Origin of the sequence: Streptomyces sp. NPDC005574 (assembly GCF_040605435.1) — a bacterium.
Lineage (GTDB): Bacteria > Actinomycetota > Actinomycetes > Streptomycetales > Streptomycetaceae > Streptomyces.
The window spans coordinates 80,051-99,067 of record NZ_JBEXCW010000011.1 but is presented as its reverse complement, the minus strand read 5'-3'; the positions used below and the strand labels follow the sequence as shown (position 1 = coordinate 99,067).

The 19,017-nt window shown below is 71.4% G+C and carries 14 protein-coding genes and 1 pseudogene; 4 read left to right on the top strand and 11 right to left on the bottom strand.

Features of this window, described 5'->3' with window-relative positions; all coding sequences use genetic code 11:
- Window positions 1–82: 82 nt before the first annotated feature.
- The 5 genes and pseudogenes from ABZT03_RS10750 to ABZT03_RS10730 form a co-directional block, all read right to left on the bottom strand.
- Complete coding sequence (locus ABZT03_RS10750) at window positions 83–967, bottom strand: FadR/GntR family transcriptional regulator (RefSeq protein ID WP_356036485.1); 885 nt, start codon at window positions 965–967, stop codon at window positions 83–85.
- Between the two features lie 162 nt (window positions 968–1,129).
- Window positions 1,130–3,103: an ABC transporter ATP-binding protein gene (locus tag ABZT03_RS10745; RefSeq protein WP_356036483.1), complete on the bottom strand. Its 1,974-nt coding sequence runs from the start codon at window positions 3,101–3,103 to the stop codon at window positions 1,130–1,132.
- Between the two features lie 187 nt (window positions 3,104–3,290).
- A complete protein-coding gene (locus ABZT03_RS10740; RefSeq protein WP_356036481.1) occupies window positions 3,291–4,049 on the bottom strand; it encodes an NUDIX hydrolase in 759 nt (252 codons plus the stop codon).
- A 130-nt stretch (window positions 4,050–4,179) separates the two neighbouring features.
- Window positions 4,180–5,328 (bottom strand): annotated as a pseudogene (locus ABZT03_RS10735) (glycogen debranching protein); the annotation flags it as partial.
- 523 nt (window positions 5,329–5,851) lie between these two features.
- Window positions 5,852–7,651, bottom strand: a complete 1,800-nt coding sequence (locus ABZT03_RS10730; RefSeq protein ID WP_356036480.1) for a DUF4192 domain-containing protein — start codon at window positions 7,649–7,651, stop codon at window positions 5,852–5,854.
- A 229-nt stretch (window positions 7,652–7,880) separates the two neighbouring features.
- Between ABZT03_RS10730 and ABZT03_RS10725 the strand changes: the two genes are divergently transcribed.
- Complete coding sequence (locus tag ABZT03_RS10725) at window positions 7,881–10,052, top strand: RecQ family ATP-dependent DNA helicase (RefSeq protein WP_356036478.1); 2,172 nt, start codon at window positions 7,881–7,883, stop codon at window positions 10,050–10,052.
- 278 nt (window positions 10,053–10,330) lie between these two features.
- Complete coding sequence (locus ABZT03_RS10720) at window positions 10,331–10,966, top strand: hypothetical protein (RefSeq protein ID WP_356036476.1); 636 nt, start codon at window positions 10,331–10,333, stop codon at window positions 10,964–10,966.
- A 564-nt stretch (window positions 10,967–11,530) separates the two neighbouring features.
- Here the strand turns inward: ABZT03_RS10720 and ABZT03_RS10715 are convergent.
- From ABZT03_RS10715 to ABZT03_RS10705, 3 genes are all read right to left on the bottom strand, one after another.
- The gene (locus ABZT03_RS10715; protein WP_356036474.1) at window positions 11,531–12,172 is read right to left on the bottom strand and encodes a hypothetical protein; all 642 of its coding nucleotides are present in this window, start codon (window positions 12,170–12,172) and stop codon (window positions 11,531–11,533) included.
- A gap of 68 nt (window positions 12,173–12,240) precedes the next feature.
- The gene (locus tag ABZT03_RS10710) at window positions 12,241–12,942 is read right to left on the bottom strand and encodes a ribonuclease HII (protein WP_356036472.1); all 702 of its coding nucleotides are present in this window, start codon (window positions 12,940–12,942) and stop codon (window positions 12,241–12,243) included.
- Between the two features lie 81 nt (window positions 12,943–13,023).
- The gene (locus ABZT03_RS10705) at window positions 13,024–13,647 is read right to left on the bottom strand and encodes a TetR/AcrR family transcriptional regulator (protein ID WP_356036470.1); all 624 of its coding nucleotides are present in this window, start codon (window positions 13,645–13,647) and stop codon (window positions 13,024–13,026) included.
- Window positions 13,648–13,833: 186 nt separating this feature from the next.
- On the opposite strand from ABZT03_RS10705, the gene ABZT03_RS10700 reads away from it, so the two are divergent.
- Complete coding sequence (locus ABZT03_RS10700) at window positions 13,834–15,381, top strand: MFS transporter (RefSeq protein ID WP_356036468.1); 1,548 nt, start codon at window positions 13,834–13,836, stop codon at window positions 15,379–15,381.
- A 518-nt stretch (window positions 15,382–15,899) separates the two neighbouring features.
- Here ABZT03_RS10700 and ABZT03_RS10695 read toward each other — a convergent pair.
- The 3 genes from ABZT03_RS10695 to ABZT03_RS10685 all read right to left on the bottom strand — a co-directional run bounded on the left by ABZT03_RS10695 (window position 15,900) and on the right by ABZT03_RS10685 (window position 18,202).
- Window positions 15,900–16,805 carry an ADP-ribosylglycohydrolase family protein gene (locus ABZT03_RS10695; protein ID WP_356036466.1) on the bottom strand — a complete coding sequence of 302 codons (906 nt, stop codon included), beginning with the start codon at window positions 16,803–16,805 and terminating at the stop codon, window positions 15,900–15,902.
- A gap of 12 nt (window positions 16,806–16,817) precedes the next feature.
- Complete coding sequence (locus ABZT03_RS10690; RefSeq protein ID WP_356036464.1) at window positions 16,818–17,477, bottom strand: histidine phosphatase family protein; 660 nt, start codon at window positions 17,475–17,477, stop codon at window positions 16,818–16,820.
- A gap of 119 nt (window positions 17,478–17,596) precedes the next feature.
- On the bottom strand, window positions 17,597–18,202 hold the full coding sequence (locus ABZT03_RS10685) for a YdbC family protein (RefSeq protein WP_356036462.1): 606 nt from the start codon (window positions 18,200–18,202) through the stop codon (window positions 17,597–17,599).
- Between the two features lie 161 nt (window positions 18,203–18,363).
- Here ABZT03_RS10685 and ABZT03_RS10680 point away from each other — a divergent pair, with 161 nt between their 5' ends.
- A complete protein-coding gene (locus ABZT03_RS10680; RefSeq protein WP_356036649.1) occupies window positions 18,364–18,897 on the top strand; it encodes a TerD family protein in 534 nt (177 codons plus the stop codon).
- Window positions 18,898–19,017: the final 120 nt, after the last annotated feature.

The window sequence follows — 19,017 nt, the reverse complement described above, 5'->3', positions numbered from 1 at the left end:
GACGGGAGACGGTTCGCCGGCCGAGCGGTGCCTGGGAGGAGGACGACGACACACTCCCCGCCGCGCCGCCCACGGTGCGCGATCAGTGCTCGCGCGGCGCGGGCACAACACGCTCCACCTCGGGATGGACGGTGAGCAGCTGCCGCATGGCCGACTCCGCCGCCGGGCCATCCCCGGCACCGAGGGCGTCGACGATCCTGCCGTGGTGCGACAGGGACGCGTCGGTCGGCCGGTCACAGCCGGTGACCGGGGCGCCGGAAACCTGCAGGGCGGCCGAGACGATCCCCGACAGGTGCTCCAGCATCCGGTTGCCGGCGACCTGGATGAGCAGGGAGTGGAACTCGGCGTCGGCACGGGAGAAGGTGAGCGCGTCGCCCTGCCCCATCGCGTGCCCCATGATCTCGACCATGTCGACGAGCCGCTGCTGGACGTCGGCGCGTCCGTGCCCGGCGGCGAGGCGCGCGGCGAGCGGCTCGATCGTCCAGCGCAGATCGCTCAGCTCCCGGCGCTGATTGTCGCGCTGCGGTCCGAAGGCGCGCCACTCGATGATGTCCGGGTCGAGAAGGTTCCAGTCGCTGACCGGGCGCACGCGCGTACCGACGTTGGGGCGGGCACTGACGAGGCCCTTGGCTTCCAGCACCCGCAGGGACTCGCGGACGACGGTGCGGGAGACCTCGAAGCGCTGGCCGATCTCCTCCGGCACCAGCGGGCGGTCGGCGCCCAGGTCACCGGAGACGATCATCTGTCCCAGCTGCTGAACGAGTTGGCCGTGCAGCCCGCGCCCGCGGCTGCCCGTAGCGCGCCGGCCCACGCGGCCCAGCTCCTGGTCCGCGCCGTCCCATACGGAGGCCCCGACACGGCCGGTCGGCGCCTCGGCGTAGGGGTAGCGGTCGAGTTCGCCCGGGCCGGCGAGGCCGGAGTCTGCGGAGCGGGCGGCGGTCATCATGGTGTGCGCAAGGGTACTCACGGATCATTTGTCGGCGCTGGTTCCAACTCCCTTGAGGTCTTTGGTGAAAAGCACACGAAAGGGTGATCGCTCACCCCATCGCAATTGACGCCTTATCGGAAAGAAACGTGCTTTCTCCGGGGAGTTGTGCGCAGGCCCGGTCCGGAAGACGACGGACGGTCGTCATCGGACCCTGCTGCGCAGGGTCGTGAGCAGATATGCGCAGAGCAGCGCCGTGAGAGACAACGTCAGTGCGCCACCCACAGGTTGGGCGAGTACGCGCGCGACGGCAGCAAAGTATCTCTCCCCGCCGAAGGGCCACTGCATGAGCAGCCCCTCACGCAGCCGTTCGGGGAATCCGGCCGCCGTCCGCACGGACGGCCGTGGCAGGACCTTCTGTACGAGGGGTACGACGACGACCGGGACGGTGACCACCGCGGCGAGCCCGGCCGTGGTGGATCTGAAGAGGCCCGCGGCCAGTACGCCGGCCCAGGCGCAGCCGACCATCAGCCCGGTCCAGCTCGCGCCCAGCGCCAACCAGTCGCCCGGAACTTCCGCGAGCTCCCGTCCGTAGACGAGATAGAGCATTTCGACGTCGCAACCCACCGTGAGGAAGGCCAGCAGCAGGGCGGTTGCGGCGGCGACGAGGAGTTTCGCGGCGAGCAGTCCGAGTCGGCGGGGCACGGTGCCGCGGTCCGCGGCCAGGGCGGGGTGGCGGAACTCGTCGCCGAAGGCGAGCGCCCCGAGCAGTCCCGCGCCGAGGGCCGCAGGCGGCAGGGGCAGTTCCCGCGGCCAGGCGGTGAGCAGACGCGTCTGTGGAGTGTGCCCGATGCGGGCCAGAAGTACCGCGGTGAGCGCGGAAGTGACGAGGACAGCGGCGCCGGTGAGGAACCCGGTGCTGATTCCGGTGGCGCGGCGCAGTTCGTAGCGCAGGGGGCGCAGTGGGCCGGGTGCGGTGCGGACGGAGATGGGGGGTGGGAGAGTGGGCGAGGATTCGGCCGGGGTGCGGGCTTGTGGGGCTTCTGCCGGGCGGGCGGCTGCCCGACCGCGGGCGTCTTCCTCGCCTGCGTGCGTGGGCGTACGGGCGGGCGTGCCCGTCAGTGGCCCGGGCTCTCGGGTCGTGGGCGACTCGGGCTCACCTGTCGTGACAGGGTCGGTCTCACCGGTCGCGAGGGGATCTGCCTCACCGTTCGGGAGCGGATCGGCGGCCGGGCGTGTCACCCTGTCCGACACCGCCGCCTCCAAGAGGTGTGACGACGACGGGGAGGGAAGCCGCGCGTGAGGCCCCATGTCGCCTGTCTCGTCGGCGAGTTGGTGTACGAGGATGTCGTGCCGGAAGGCTGTCTCGCCGACCTCGGCGCAGGTACTGCCGTACACGCTCAGGCGGTTGCCCTCCTCCCGTACGACCTCGACGGAGCGCCGGGTGGTCCGCGCCTCCTTGGTGAGGTGAGCCGCGAGACGGGCCGCGTGCGGGCTGCGGACGGCGACGCGGGGGCGTAGCCGGGTGCGGGCGAAGGCCGCGGCCTCCTGGTCGGCGACGAGCCGTCCCTGCTCCAGGGTGACCACGCGGTCTGCGGTGCGCGCGGCCTCCTTCGGGTCGGCCGTGGTGAACAGCACGGTGCCGCCCCGGTCGGCGTGCGCCCGCAGCATGCCGTGCAGCCAGCGGGCTTCGCGAGCGGAGAGTCCGTCGGCCGGGTTGTCGAGTACGAGTGCGTGCGGGTCGGCCAGCAGCGCACAGGCGAGGCCGAGACGGCGGTCCATGCCGCGCGCGAGGGTGCCGAGCGGTTCGTCGCGCAGGGCGGACAGGTCGGCGGCGTCGAGAACCTCGTCGGCCCGCCGGGCGGACACTCCGGCGGCGGCGCACAGCATGCGCAGGTGACCGCGGACGGTGCGGGCGGGATGGCCCGGCACGTCACCCAGCAGCACGCCGACCTCTCGCGCCGGGTGCGTGACGCGGTGCAGCGGGCGACCTCTGAAACAGGTGATTCCGCGGCCCTGTTGCAGTTCGAGCATCAGCCGGAGCACCGTCGACTTGCCGGCGCCGGGGGCTCCCAGGAGCGCGGTGACACGGCCTGCGCGCGCTTCGAAGGAGACGTCGTCGACAGCGGGCGGCAGGTCCTTGCGGGGATTGCTGGTCAGTCCGAAGGCCTGGATCATCCGTAGCAAGATAGCGCGCTATGTCCAAATTTGCGGGCATGGGATCGCCCGTCGTGCAACCGGAGATACCTCCGAACAGCCCCAGATCGATCCCCGTGAGGAGCGGTCGCGTGCCGTTGCCGTATTCCGCAGGCCGGATTCAGTGGGTCGCCGACCATTCGATCTGCCTGCCCTCCCCGCCCCGGCGTCAGACCTCCGGACGGAGCATCGGCGGGTTGAGGAGGGTGGCGCCGCCAGCGCGGAAGAGCTGGGCGGGGCGTCCGCCCTGGCGGGTGGTCGTGCCACCGGTGGGGACGAGGAAGCCCGGTGTGCCCGTGACCTTGCGGTGGAAGTTGCGGGGGTCGAGGGCGACGCCCCACACCGCCTCATAGACCCGGCGGAGCTCGCCGACGGTGAACTCGGGCGGGCAGAACGCGGTGGCCAGCGACGAGTACTCGATCTTGGACCGTGCGCGCTCCACCCCGTCCGCCAGGATCTGGTGGTGATCGAAGGCGAGCGGCGCGACCGTTTCTCCGTCGCGGCCGTACCCGCCCTGTTGCAGCAACTCCTCGACGGGTGCCCAGCGCGCGTTGCTCGCGTCGCCGCCGGCCCGTGGGGCCGGCAGGTCGGGAGCGAGCGCCAGGTGGGCGACGCTGACCACGCGCATGCGGGGATCACGCTTGGGGTCGCCGTAGGTCGCCAGCTGTTCTAGGTGGGCGCCGTTGCCCTGGGCGGGAACGGACGGGTCGTGCGCCCGCAGCCCGGTCTCCTCCGCCAGCTCACGCGCCGCGGCCTGAGCGAGGTCCTCGTCGTCCCGCACGAAACCGCCGGGGAGCGCCCAGCGCCCCTGGAAGGGCGGCTCCCCCCTGCGCACCGCCAACGCGCACAGGGCATGGCGGCGCACGGTCAGCACGACCAGGTCCACGGTGACGGCGAAGGGCGGAAACGCTGACGGGTCGTAGGGCATGCCGCGATCATAGTCGTCTGCCTGACGATAAACACTCCCTTCGCCGGCCGCATCGACGGCTGGATCGCCTGGGTCCGGCAACGTTCTGGCGCTGAGTCGCCCACGGCGTGCGGTGCCGTGTTCCACGAGGTCATGCCCTCAATTGCAGCCCGTCCGCGGCCTCCTCCATCAGGGCGAGGCCGAGGCGGCTGACCCGTACGGAGAAGGGCGCTCCGGCCACCCGCAGCCCCGTCAGGCCGATCTCTCCCAGCGGCGCGCTGCTCACGGGCCTCAGGGTCACCGTCCCGGCAGGTGCGTCGGGACGGACGCCGGCAAGAGTGGTCAGGAGCAGGACCCCAGCGGCGGCTGCCGTGGCCGACGGGCGGCAGGCCGCAGGATGCGGCACGGGCGCGCTGCCGTCGGTGCGTCGCTCCTCCGCGTACATCTCGGGAAGACGGTGTCCGAAGGTCTCGGCGGCCGCGAGTAGGCCTCGCAGCAGTGCTCCGGCCTCCTTCTCGTAGCCGGCGGTGGCCAGCCCTGAGACACCGATCGCCGTCTCGTGCACCCGCACGGCGCCGTCGCGGTGGCCGAACGGGATGTATCCGGTCTCCTTCTCCCCGAGCCCCCGCAGGCCCCAGCCGGAGTCCATGGCAGGGCTCCCGAGGAGCCGGGCGAGCTGTTCGGTCTGCACCTTGTCGAGCAGACCGGGCGCCTGTCTGCCTGCGCCGAGCAGGCCGGTGTCGAGCAGGTGCAGAGTTGCCGCCCCGAGCTGGGGAAAGAGACGTCCGTCCGGAGCGCGGGCCGCGGCGGGCCGACCGCCACCACGGTCATCGACCCAGAACTCCTCCCGGAAGGCCGCCCTCGGTCGATCGGCCCATTCCCTCAGTGCGGAGCCGCCGGGTCTGCCGAACGCGTCGAGCAGTTCCGCTCCGAGCAGTGCCGCCCGGTACGCCTGGGCCTGAACCTCGCAGCGGGCTGGACCGTCGGGGTACGGGTCGTGCAGGTACGTACCCTCACCGACCGTCGTCCACAGCCAGGCCAGACAGCGCTCGGCCGCCGGCGGCAACTCATGTATCTCCTGCTCCGGGAGCCCCCACCGGCGGGCCTCCGCCAGCAGCACGGGGAAGAGCAGGGTGGCCTCCGTGCCCGTGCAGCTCGGCGGCAGATGGACGCCCGCGTCCCGTCGCGGCCCGGGGATCATCCCGAATCGCGTTGCACCTCCCGGGAGTTGTGCTCGCGCGAGGGTACGCAAGGTACCCACGGCGAGCTTGGTGCCGAGGGGCAGCGTCATCCGGGCGGCGGCCGGCGCGGCACCGGCCGCGCGAGTGCGAGCCGGCGGGCCGGGGCGGCGAGCCGGTCGCCCCTCCCCCCGATCGGTGCGGTCGCGTCGGTGGAGTGGCGGTCGTGGTCATCGGCTGGAGGCGGGACGGCTGGCAGGTCGGCTGGTGCAAGGGGCGGCTTCCTCTGCTCTCTGAACGCTTCGTACGGTTTCGGCACCGGCGGCGGGGCTCCCAGGGGAAGATCGGTGGTCAGCGGCGCGGCTCGCTCAGGCGTTCCGCCACTCAGGTGAACCGGGCGGACGTCCCGCCGGTCACGCCCGCGGCCGGAGAAGCCGACCGAATGGCAGCGGTGGGCGGGACGGCAACCGGTACCGGTGCCATGACTGCGGTGCCCGTCGTCCTCGGCCACGCCACGGGCTCGTCCGTGCCGGGGTGTGATCGTGGTCAGATGGCCGGCGACCCAGGTCACGCGGGGGCCACTTCTCGGGCCGCACACCAACCCAACCGCCGGCCCGGAAACGGCTTGCCGTGTGATTCGGTCGATCAATTCTTGCTCTCGTCGGTGTCGTCCCCAGAGCTGACCTTGCCTGTACGGGTGCCGCGCCCTGGGGCGGTTTCCTTCCCGGGGCTGCTCGGTCCCGAGCCTGGCACCCTTCGCGTCCCGGGGCGGGAACTGCCCGCCGTCCGTACCGGGGGGCCCGATCCGTCTTTACCGCGTGCGTGCTCTCCCGGCTGCCTCGCGCCGATTTCCGCAGCCGTGGGCCCGGTGACCGGGCGCGTTGCCATGCGGGTCCGCCGTCGCCTCCGTGAAGCTCCGCTGGGTGACGGGAGCGGTTGGACTTCCTCCGGCCAGGGCGCCGCGTCGTGCTCCGTCGTGCTTGCGGGCGTCCCGTCGTACTGCGCCGGGACGGTCTGGGCGTCGGCGGACTGCCGCTCCTCACCCGCCGGTGTGCCTTCCGACCGCGCCCGCCTTTCCCGTTCGGCGCGCAGACAGGACCGGATCGACTCCGGGTCCAGACCCTCGTTGCACGCCTGATGCAGGAGACGGGCGAAGAGGTAGCCGGAGTCCGCGCCCAGCGCCATCGCCAGGGCTTCCCGGGCCTCGACGCCGTCGCCGCTCGACCATGCCACCCAGCCGGCCAGGGTGAGGGGCGCCGCCGCGTGCTCGCCGTACGAACCGACGCAGCGGCGGGCCAGGGCTCGCCACAGACGCAGAGCCGGGCCGGCTTCCTCGACCTCCATCCATTCGGCAACGCGATCGCGGGTCGTGCGGTCCTGCAGACCGATGATCAGGGCGGCGGCTTCGGGATGTCCGAGCAGTTCGTCGTCCCGCATGTCCGACTGCAGCGCGCCGGACGCGCGAGGTGCTTCGGCGAGGCGCGTCATGACCCGCTCGGCGAGCCGCACGGTCTCCTCGGCCACCCGCGCCCGATCCTCCCCGTCCAGCATCCTCGGGAGCAGACGCATGCTGGTGGCATCCAAGACCGTCTCCTGCTCCAGAGCCGCAGCGGTCTCCCAGGGCTGCAGCCGGGCCCTGAGCTCGCGCAGTGTGCCCCGGACCTGAAGGCCCGCGTACGTCGCCGCGGCGGCCAGGACGGACGTGCCGGGGAGCCCCATCGGCATGCCCTCGGGCGGGCAGCAGCTTTCGCTCGGACAGCAGTACGACCAGAAACGGCCGTCGGAGATGCACAGTGCCTCGATGACGGGCACATCCAACCGGCCGCACTCGGTGCGCAGCGTGGCGGCGAGGGACGCGAGTCGCGTCATGACCTGCCGCCCCGACTCACCCTTCGCGGGTTCCTGGCAGAGATAGGCGACCATCTGCTCGGGCTTGCGTCCTCGTCGCTCACTGCCCGTGATCAGGCCGTGGGTCAGCTGCCGGGCTACGGAGGCCCAGTCGTCCTCGTTCGACGGAATGCCGAGCCGGGCCCGGCCTCCGAACCGGCCGCGCCCGCTCCGGTCGTGCAGGGCGACCAGGACGATGCTGTCCTCGGGTCGATACCCGAGCAGATACGGCAGGGCGTCGGCCAACTCGGCCGGGGTCCGCAGGGTGATCTGGTGCTCGCTTCCGGGGGCGTCGTAGGTCAGGCACTCGACGTGCTCCTCGGCGCCTGCCCGCTCGGCTCCCACCCCGGCGAGGCCGGGTGTGTTACCTGCGGCTCGCTGGTGCCCCCCTCCGCTTCCATGGCCCCGCGCTTCGATGCCGCCGACGGTGCCGATGCCGTCGATGCCGCCGGAGTCTCCGAGGTCGCAAACAGCCTCACCGTCGGGGGCGTCGAAGACATTGCCGAAGCACTCGAACGTGGCCGAGGGTCCGGCGGTTTCGGGCGATGCCGCGTTCATACCGTTTCGCCCAGCTTCAGAAGGTTCGGATGATTCGGAAGGTTCGGGTGATTCGGACGGTCCGGTCGTTTCGCTGTGATTCGTCATGCGCCGACGATCTCGCGAATCACGGAATCCCGTTTCACCCTGTGGATAACTTCGATCAGGAACACGTCACCAGCACCTCGGCCGCCGTCCGGCGTCCACCGCCGCGCTCCCGCCTGTCAGTGGCGTCCTGTTGTATGGAGGCATGACGGACAGCAACAAGGCGGAACTGCGCACGACCGCGGACGCAGTACTGGCCCGACTCGTCGGGGACACCACGGGCTCGGCGCGGCTGCGCGAGGATCAGTGGCGCGCGATCGAGGCGCTGGTCGCCGACAAGCGGCGGGCGCTCGTCGTGCAGCGCACGGGCTGGGGCAAGTCCGCGGTGTACTTCGTGGCGACCGCCCTGCTGCGCGAGCACGGCGCCGGGCCGACCGTCATCGTCTCCCCGCTGCTCGCGCTCATGCGCAACCAGGTCGAGGCGGCCGCCCGGGCCGGCATCCACGCCCGCACCATCAACTCCTCCAACCCGGAGGAATGGCAGACCATCCAGGCCGAGGTGGCCGCGGGCACGGTCGATGTCCTGCTGGTGAGTCCCGAGCGGCTCAACAACCCCGACTTCCGCGACAACGTACTGCCCGAACTGGCCGGCGCCACGGGCCTTCTCGTCGTGGACGAGGCGCACTGCATCTCCGACTGGGGCCATGACTTCCGCCCCGACTACCGGCGGCTGCGCACCATGCTCGCGGACCTGCCGCCGGGCGTCCCGGTGCTGGCCACGACCGCCACGGCCAACGCACGGGTCACCGCCGACGTCGCCGAGCAGCTGGGCACGGGAACCGGCTCGGACGCGCTGGTGCTGCGGGGCCCACTGGACCGCGAGAGCCTCAGTCTGAGCGTCCTGCAACTGCCGGACGCCGCTCACCGACTGGCATGGCTCGCCGATCACCTGGACGATCTGCCCGGTTCCGGGATCATCTACACCCTCACGGTCGCGGCCGCCGAGGAGGTGACCGCCTTCCTGCGACAGTGCGGGCACACGGTCACCTCGTACACGGGCAAGACGGAGAACGCCGAACGGCAGCAGGCCGAGGAGGCTCTCCTGGCGAACCGGGTGAAGGCCCTGGTCGCCACCTCGGCTCTCGGGATGGGCTTCGACAAGCCCGACCTGGGTTTCGTCGTCCATCTCGGGTCGCCCTCCTCCCCCATCGCCTACTACCAGCAGGTCGGGCGGGCCGGACGCGGTGTCGAACACGCCGAGGTGCTGCTGCTGCCCGGACGGGAGGACGAGGCGATCTGGGCCTACTTCGCCTCCGTGGCGTTCCCGCCGGAGGAGGCCGTCCGACGCACGCTCGACCTCATCGCTCGGGCGGACCGGCCGCTGTCGCTCCAGGCCCTCGAACCGCTCGTGGAACTCAACCGCACCCGCCTGGAGACCATGCTCAAGGTCCTCGACGTGGACGGCGCCGTCCACCGGGTCAAGGGCGGCTGGATCTCCACCGGCACGCCTTGGTCGTACGACGCGGAGCGCTACGCCTGGGTCGCCAAGCAGCGCTCGGCCGAGCAGCAGGCCATGCGCGACTACGCCACCACCACGGCCTGCCGCATGGAGTTCCTGCGGCGGCAACTGGACGACGAACAGGCCGCTCCCTGCGGCCGTTGCGACAACTGCGCGGGAGCGCGCTTCACCGCCGAGGTCTCCTCCCGGGCCCTGGACACCGCCGGCGGCTCGCTCGCCCGCGCGGGAGTCGTGGTGGAGCCCCGCCGCATGTGGCCGACCGGGCTTCCGGCCGTCGGCGTCAACCTCAAGGGTCGTATCCCGCCCGGTGAGCAGGCAACCCCGGGCCGGGCCCTCGGCCGCCTTTCGGACATCGGCTGGGGCAACCGGCTGCGCCCCCTGCTCTCGCCCCAGACCCCCGACACGCCGGTGCCGGACGATGTGGCGAACGCGGTCGTGACCGTGCTGTCCGACTGGGCCACGGGGCCCGGCGGCTGGGCGTCGCGCGCTCCGGACGCCCTGGCCCGCCCCGCCGGCGTGGTCGCCATGCCGTCCCGGAGCCGGCCGCAGCTGATCGAATCGCTGGGCGACAGGATCTCCTCGGTCGGCCGCATCCCGATGCTGGGGTCTCTCGCCTACACGGACCAGGCGGACGCCCTGTCCGGGCCCCGCTCCAACAGTGCCCAGCGCCTTCGGGCCCTGAACGGGGCGCTCGTCGTGCCGCCGTCGCTGCGCGAGGCGCTCCAGGCCGCCGACGGTCCCGTCCTGCTCGTCGACGACGTGACCGAGACGGGCTGGACCCTCGCGGTCGCCGCGCGCCTTCTGCTGCAGTCCGGGGCGCAGGGGGTGTTGCCGCTGGTCCTGGCGGTGAGGAGTTGAGCCCGCCGGGTACACGCTGAGCACCCGCGGACGCGAAATCGCTGTGTTCGGCGGCCTCATGCGTCATCCGGCGACGCACTGGGTAGGGATATAAGCCTCGAACAATCCCATAGGGGTCACCGGGCTCAATTGCTCGTTGCCGCAACCCAGTTCGACAGGAAGAATTGAACTCCGCTCCCCGCACGGCTCGTCCGTGGTCCGGTAGGGCTCTGCTGCGGCGTGCGTTCCCCCGATTCCGACCTCGCCCGCAGTGCGGGCGCGTAGCCGAAGGGAGGACCGTGACCTTCGGACTTGCTCCGTCCTCCGCGGCATCGACCTCGTCGTCTGCCGTTCTGTCCGCCGCATCCGCCACCGCGATGGCCCGCATGCTCGAACCCGCCGAGTGGGCCGCCGCGGGAATCCCTCTGCTGCGCAACCCCCGTGAGGTCGTCAGCGGACTGCACTCCCGGCACCGGCCCAGACCGGCCACGGCGATCGTCGCGGTCCTCGATCCGGAGGAACGGGTGTGCGCGAGCGCCTCGTTCACCCGGCGCTCGGCCCCGGCCGACGGCTGGATGTTCCGCAACGTCCTGCTGGACCAACTGCGCCGGGTGATCCCGCACGATCTGCGGCGCCGTACACCCGTGCGCACCGCCGTGCTGCTCTACTGCCGTGACGGCGACGCACGTTGGACGCCGGAGGACGGTGCGTGGATGTGGGGGCTGCGTGACGCCTGCACCCTGCACGGGCTGCGCTGCGGTGCGTACATCACCCTGACCCGGGACGGCTGGCAGGTCCTGGGTGAGGGACGCGGCGGGCGCCGCCCGAACTCCGAATCGAAGCCGGAGCCCTTCGCCCTGTCCGAGGCGCCGCCTCCGCTACCGCGCACCGGTGGCGCCGCCTCGGAGGTGCTTCGCCGGGCGGCAGCCCGCTGACGCCGACCGCTGACGCCCGTCGGTGGCGTCGGCGTCGGCGTCAAGATCAGCGCCGTGCGGCGGCAGAGGCAAAAGCGACGCACACGTGTCGAGGCCAAGCGTGGCCGTCTGTTCGGTAGCACTGCTTGGACCGAATTCTGTAGCACCGCACGGTTGATGGTTGTACGTCAACGACCACAGGCCGCCCGCACCTTCGGGCCCAGGTCGGCCGTCGTCTACGACCGCTGCCCGGACGCGCGCAGGCACGCACACACGCCCGCAGTCACCGCAGGGCGAATCGCCCACCGTACGACGCCCGAAACCCCCGAGTCGCGGCTTACGCGACACCGTCACGCCGCCCAAGGCGACGGGGCGGCCGCCGGGAAGCGGTCGCCGGAGCGGCCCGTCGGCGCCCGCCGACACCCACCACCCGGCGCCCGCGCCACAGGCACGCCGGCGCGCGAAATCGACCTCCGTGCAAACGCACAGCCGCACGCACGCCGGACTCCTGAACACCGTCCGGGTGCCGCCGCGGCGGCACTCTTCAGCACACTTCGGAGCTTCCGGACCGTACCGGAAGCAGCCTCAGACGTCCGTGCCCAGTACCGAGTTGATCTGCTGCGGGTCTCCGCAGACGATCAGCAGGGCACCGGCCCTGGAGCGGGCCTGCGGCAGAGCGGCAGCGGTGGTGGCGCGGTCGGCACTGTTGACGGCGACCACGACCACCGGGCGGGGCGTGGCTCGGGAGGCCTTGGCGGCCTCCGCGTAGAACACGTCGTCGCCCGCGTCGTGCTGGGCCCAGTAGGAGGCTTCGCCGAAGGACAGTTCGTGGGTGGCCCACGGATGCGGTTCGCCGGTGGTGATCACCAGCACCTCACCGGGGGCGCGGCCCGACTCCAGCAACAGGTCGACGGCTTCCTCGGCAGCGTCCAGCGCACCCTCGGCCGAGGCCGGGATCAGCTGGATCTGCGGGGTCGCCGGCGCCGTGGCGGAGGCGGTGGGGGCGCTCGGACCGGCCGGTCCGGGCGTCTTCGTGGCCGGGTCGCGCGGTGCGCGCTGCACCGGCGGCGCGGGCCGCACAGGGCCCGGACGACCGGGGCGCGGCGGAGCCGCGGGGCGGGGGCCGGGTACGGGGCGGGGGGTCGGCGCGACGCGGCTGCTGGCCGGCGTGGCGCGGGGACCCTGGGCACTCTCGTGAATCTGAGGCTCCTCGGGAATGAGAGGCATGAGCTGATTTTTATCAAACGTTGGTGCGGCTCGCGCCAGGGGGTGGCACATGAGTGCGAGCGGAGTTGTCAGAAATCGAAGCCGAGCTGCCCCTCGATCTCCGGAACGCTTCCGTCCGCCCAGCTGCGGGCCTTCTTCAGGTGCCGCCACTGAGGCAGCGCATCAAGATACGCCCACGACAACCGGTGGAACGGGGTGGGGCCCCGCACCTCCAGTGCTGCCTTGTGCACGGGCGACGGATACCCGGCGTTGGCTGCGAAGTCGAAGTCTGCATGGTCGGAACCCAGTTCGGCCATCATTTTGTCGCGCTGAACCTTCGCGATCACCGAGGCCGCGGCCACGGCCACGCAGGACTGGTCGCCCTTGATGACCGTGCGGACCTGCCAGGGCAGCCCGAGGTAGTTGTGCTTCCCGTCGAGGATGACGGCGTCGGGGCGGACCGGGAGGTCCTCCAGCGCGCGGATCGCGGCGAGCCGCAGCGCGGCTGTCATGCCGAGGCTGTCGATCTCCTCCGGGGAGGCGTGCCCGAGGGCGTACGACGTGACCCACGTCCGCAGGACGGAGGCGAGTTCGGTACGCCGCTTCACGGTGAGCAGCTTGGAGTCGGTCAGGCCTTCGGGGGGCCGGCGCAGTCCGGTGATCGCCGCGCAGACGGTGACGGGACCGGCCCACGCGCCGCGCCCCACCTCGTCGACACCTGCGATGACCTTCGCTCCGGTCGTCGCGCGAAGGGAGCGCTCGACGGTGTGGGTAGGGGGTACGTACGGCATGGCGTGCTCAGCCTACGCCGCCCCGTTCACCCCGCGACACCGGGTTTCCCGGAGCGGTGCCGCGGGCTGGAGCGCGAGTGATCATCCACCGCTCGGCCGCAGCAGCGGAAGCACCAGCTGGTCGAGCAGCTCCTCGAGATCCGCGTCGTTCCATTCGCTTCCGCAAAGTTTCGAGCGGTACATCATCATGGCGGGGATGGCGTCGCAGACGTATCCGTTCGCCGCGTCGGGTCGCACCTCTCCCCTTGCTATTCCGCGGGCGATGACCTCGCCGATCAGCCGTATGGCCGGCTCGATCACTCCACCGAGGATCACGCCGTGGAAGCGCTCCGCCTGCAGGTGGTCGCATTCGTGAATCACCGCGCGCAATGCCGAACCGGGGCGCGAGAACATCGCGTCGCGTGCTTTTCGGCACAGCGCGAAGAGGTCCGCGCGCACGTCACCGAGGTCGGGGGCCTCCTCGAAGCTCGGCAGCCCGGCCTCCAGCGCGTCCGCGACGAGATCCTCCTTGGAGGGCCAGCGGCGGTACACGGCGGCCTTGCCCGTCTGCGCTGCGGCGGCGACGCCCTCCATCGTGAGGCCGTTCCAGCCGACGGTGCCGAGTTGCTCCAGGGCGGCATCGAGGATGGCTTGTTCGAGTACGGCGCCGCGCCGACGAAGGGCGGCCGGCCGGGCGGGGGTCGCCGTCCAGCGCGAGGTAACCATCTGACTGTCTCCAGCGGGCAGGGGAGCGGGGAGGTGGCGGAGGTGGACCCCGTCGTGCGGCAGCAAAGGGGGACGTGCCGCGTGACGCGAAGTTAAGTGAACGCTTGCGTTCACTACTGGGGACTCACTACCGTTGACGCAACAGTGAACGCGATCGTTCACTAAGGCACTTGTGGGGGACCCATAGTGACAACCTCTCAGTTGACGAAAAATCAGACACCGGGTGCTGCCCGGCGGCAGGGGCGCCCCGGTATCGCCCTCGCCGTCATCGCGGCCTGCCAACTCATGGTGGTACTCGACGCGACGATTGTGAACATCGCCCTCCCGCACATTCAAGACGCTCTCAAGTTCAGCACCACCGACCTCACCTGGGTCGTCAGCGCCTACACGCTCACCTTCGGCGGCCTGCTCCTGCTGGGCGGCCGGGCCGGGGACATCCTCGGCCGGCGCCGGGTCTTCATGACCGGCATCCTGCTGTTCACCTTCGCGTCGCTGCTCGGCGGACTCGCCCAGGAACCCTGGCAGTTGCTGGCCGCGCGCGTACTGCAGGGAGTCGGCGGCGCCATCGCCTCGCCCACCTCCCTGGCCCTGATCACCACCACGTTCCCCGAGGGACCGGAACGGAACCGGGCCTTCGGCGTCTTCGCCGCGGTCTCCGCCGGCGGTGGCGCCATCGGTCTGCTCGCGGGCGGCATGCTCACCGAGTGGCTCGACTGGCGGTGGGTGCTCTTCGTCAACGTACCCATCGGCGTGGTGATCGCCCTGCTCGCACCGCTGTACATCAACGAGTCCGAACGCCATTCCGGGCGCTTCGACTTCGCGGGTGCGCTGACCTCGACCGCGGGCATGGCCTCGCTCGTCTACGGCTTCATCCGCGCGGCGGACGAGGGCTGGCGGGACGCCCTGACGATCGCGTCCTTCGCCGCCGCCGTGGTGCTGCTGCTGGCCTTCGTCTACGTCGAGTCCCGCGCCAAGGAACCGATCACCCCGCTGCGCATGTTCACCGACCGCAACCGGTCCGGCACGTACGTGATCATGCTGAGTCTCGCCGCGGCGATGTTCGGAATGTTCTTCTACATCGTGCTTTTCGTGCAGAACGTGCTGGGGTACAGCCCGATCAAGGCCGGTCTCGCCTTCCTGCCGGTGACGGTGGTCATCGCGCTCGGCGCGGGTCTGTCGCAGCGGTTCCTGCCGGTGCTCGGCCCGAAGCCGTTCATGCTGACGGGCTCGGCGCTCGCGGCGATCGGCCTGGCCTGGCAGACGCTGATCAGCTCCGACAGCTCGTACGTCGGTGGAGTGCTCGGTCCGATGCTGGTGTTCGGTTTCGGCATGGGGCTGAACTTCGTCACGCTGACCCTGACAGCGGTGTCCGGTGTGGCCCCGCACGAGGCGGGCGCGGCCTCCGGACTGCTCAACGCCATGCAGCAGGTGGGCGGCTCGCTCGGTCTGTCCATCCTCACGACGGTGTTCGGCACGGCCAGCAAGAACGAGGCCGAGAAGCAGTTGCCGCACTTCCTCGCCGACGGATCGCCGCAGCAGAAGGCGGAGTTCGCCAAGACGCATCAGCTGCCCGCCCCGTGGGGACACGAGGTGCTCGCCCAGGGCATCTCGACGGGCTTCGTCGCGGCGGCCGCGATGGCCGTACTCGCCCTGGCCACGGCCTGGTTGGTGATCCGGGTCCGCAAGAGCGATCTGGAGTCCCTCGCCGGGACGTCGGGAGCCGGCGTCGCCTGAGCCGGCCGACGCCGGCGGCCGCCACGGCCGCCCGGCCCGCCTCCAGGGGCCGGGCGGCCAGGTCGGCGAGCCGGACATCCGCGCCTCGCGGGCGAGGCCCTCGCCCCCTCGCACTGTGAGCAGGAACGCCGGTCGGAGCACGGCACGCGCGCCGACCGGCGAGAGCACCCGGAACAGCGCGGCAAGAGGGGCGAACGCACAGGGACAGGCCGGAGCGATCACGAGGGCCGACCCCACCGCGAGAGCCAGCACGGCCATCACCGACATCACTGCCATCACCGCCATGACCACCACCCCACACCCTCCCGCCGCTCAGCCCTCGCCGCCTCCACCCCGCACCCCTGGCGGGTCGGGTGTCGGTAGGACGTCCCACTCCGCACAGCAGATGTCATGACAACGGCCGGACGGTCACGCAGAGTTCCCATCCAACACAGAGAGTTTCGGCAGCCATGCCTCGCGGCTCACGCCCGCCGACCATGCCCACCGAACATGCCCACCCACCCGCGCCCCGCGACCGGTCAGGTCTCCGCCGTGACCCACTCCGGAAGCGGTTCCGTCCGGTGCAGCCACGCGGCCGGCGGAGCTCCCGCCTTCCCTCCGGCGAGGACTCCACCCACGATGGCGCAGGTCGTGTCCACGTCGCCGCCGACCTGGGCCGTCGTCCAGAACGCCTGCTCGAAGTCGCGCAGACCGCGTGCGGCCGACCAGAGCGCGAAGGGCACGGTGTCATGGGCACTCGTACGCCGTCCGCAGCCGAGCACGGCCGCGACCGTGCCGGCGTCGCCGTAGTCGAGCATGTCCCGGGCCCGCCGGAGTCCCGCTCCGACGGCGCTCCTGGGGACGAGGGCGATGACCCCGTCGAGCAGCGCCTCGGCGCTGGGCGGGCCGCCGGGGGCCGCGGCCAGCGCGGCGGCAGCAGCCACGGCCATGGCGCCGACCACGGCCTCACGGTGCTGGTGGGTGGGGTACGCCGAGATCTCCGCCTGGTGCGTCGCCTGCTCGGGGTCGTCCGCGTACCAGGCGCCGAGGGGGGCGATGCGCATCGCGGCGCCGTTGCCCCAGGATCCCTGTCCGTTGAAGAGCTCGGCAGCGAGTTCGCGCCAGTCGCCGCCCTCCCGGACCAGGCGCAGCAGACGGTTGACGGCCGGGCCGTAGCCCCGGTCGAAGTCGTGGTGCTCGGCGAAGGAGTGGGCCAGCGCGTCCTGGTCGACACGGTGGTGGGCGGCCAGGACGGCGACGACCGAGCAGGCCATCTCCGTGTCGTCCGTCCACTGCCAGGGACCGGGCGGCAGCTCGCGCCGCTTGAGCAGCGGGTAGTGCACGGGGACGAAGAACTGTGAGCCCAGCGCGTCTCCGACGGTGAGTCCGCGGAGGCTGGCCAGGGCGCGGTCCAGGCGCCCGTCGGATGAGGAGTCGGCTGTCATGGCTTGGCCACCTTATCCGGTGATCCCGTACGGTTCCGGGTCCCGCCAGCGTTCGAAGGGCGGGTCCAGCACGTATTTCCCGTCGTCCCCGAGAACGAGCATCCGCATCTCCGCGTTCCCCGGGTTGGACAGTGACTCGAACTCCGACACCGTCCAGTGGAACCAGCGCATGCAGAACAGCCGCATCGCCAGGCCGTGGGTCACCAGCAGCACGTTCGGCGGGTGGTCGGGCGCCTCGAAGCTGCGGTAGAGGCTTTCCAGGAAGCCGCCGACCCGGTCGTAGACGTCGGCTCCGGACTCGCCCTGGGCGAAACGGTAGAAGAAGTGGCCGTACGCGTCGCGGTACGCCTTCTGGAGCCGGACGTCGTCCCGGTCCTGCCAGTTTCCCCAGTCCTGCTCGCGCAGCCGGGGCTCCTCGCGCACGCGTATGAGCTCGGGGTTCAGGTGGAAGGCGCGCAGCGTCTCGTGCGTGCGGCGATACGGGGAGACGTACACGCTGACGGGTTCGCGGCCGAGCACCTCGCGCAGCCGTTTGCCCGTCTCCTCGGCCTGCTGCCAGCCCCGGTCGGTCAGGGCCAGCGCGTGGTCGGGCTCGCGTTCGTAGACGGTGTCATCAACATTGCCCGTTGACTCCCCGTGCCGGACAAGGACGATGCGCCGTGGTCGTGCCATGCCCAAACCCTAGATCGGCCAGCGGCCCGCCGAGCACTCGTACGGGCTCCATACGGCGTACGTCACACGCCGTCCGCGCTCTTCGCCACAGCGGGGAGCCCGAGGACCGGGTCCGGACGTCAGACGATCCAGCTCGGTTCCAGCTCGACTATGTCGCCCGTGAGGGCCGCGACGTCGGTCTCCGTCTGCGCGCGCAGGGCGAGCCGCTCCAGGCGCTCCACGCGGTACTTGCCGTGTTCGGCGGCGGACCGCCACATGGACAGCACCATGAACTCGCTGCCCGGTGCCTCGCCGAACAGTCCGCGGATCATGCCCGGCGAACCGGCCATGGCGGGGTTCCAGACCTTCTCCTGCATCAGTGTGAAGTGCTCCGCGCGCTCCTCGTGCACCCGGCAGTGGGCGACCCTGACCAGGTCGGCGTCGGTGAAGCGCGGCTCGAAGCCGGTCTTCACGTCGAAGCGGTAGTCGAACAGTTTGACCTGGGCGTCCTTGAACGTGCCGGACTGCGCCGTGGCCAGCCGGTCGTGGGAACGGGCCATGAAGGAGTCGTAGAAGGCACGGCTCTCCCAGAACGCGAAGACGTGCGCCACGCCCGGCCGCACCCGGCTCCAGCCTCCGCCCTGTCCCCTGAACCCCGGCTCCCCCAGAAGCCCCGCCCATTTTCGCTGCCCGCGCTCGAAGCCGCGGCGGTCCACCACGGTGCAGCGAATCCACTTGACCAGCACCGCGCCATGGTAAGGCCAGGGAGCGTGGCGCCGGTCACTCTCCGGCGGACAGCTCTTCCGCACGCCCGGGTGCGCGCGTGGCAGGATGGACAACCGGCCTTGCCCGCCCGGCAGTTCGGTGCCGAGGGGGCACCTGGGGAGACGGGGAAGGGAAACGCATGGTGCAGGGCATCAACAAGGGGATCCGTAAGGTCGAGGTGTCGGTCAAATGGGACCCGAGTCCGACAGGGCAGCCGCCCACGGATCTGGACATCGTCGCCGCGACCTACCTGGCGAGCGACCCGTACGGCGATCCGGACTATGTCGTCCACTTCGACAGCCGCTCCCCCGACGGCACCATCTATCTCAACCGCGACAGCAAGGACGGCAAGGGCTTCGGCTGGGACGAGGTCATGACGCTGGAGCTCGACCGGCTGGACGCCCGCTACGCGCGCGTGGTGGTCGGCGTAGTCATCCAGCAGCGCTCGGCGCACCGCACGTTCGTCGGGGTGATCAACCCCGGACTGCGCATCCGCGAGGGATACACCGTGCTCGCCGAGGACGATTTCGGCAGTGTCCTCGGATCTACGGCGACGACGATCGGCGAGTTCGTGCGCGAGGGTGCGGGCACCTGGGACTTCCATCCCGGTATCCACGGCTCCGACGACGACCCCGCGACCTTCACGCGGACCATGGGACAGGCGCCCCGGCCCTGAGCGCCAGCCGTGCGGGGCGCGTCGTACGCACGCGAGGTGCCACGCACGCCGGCTACGGGTTCGACGGTATGCCTGCGCCGTGAGGGGCCTGTACGCCGACGAGGGGCGCCGGTGGGTCAC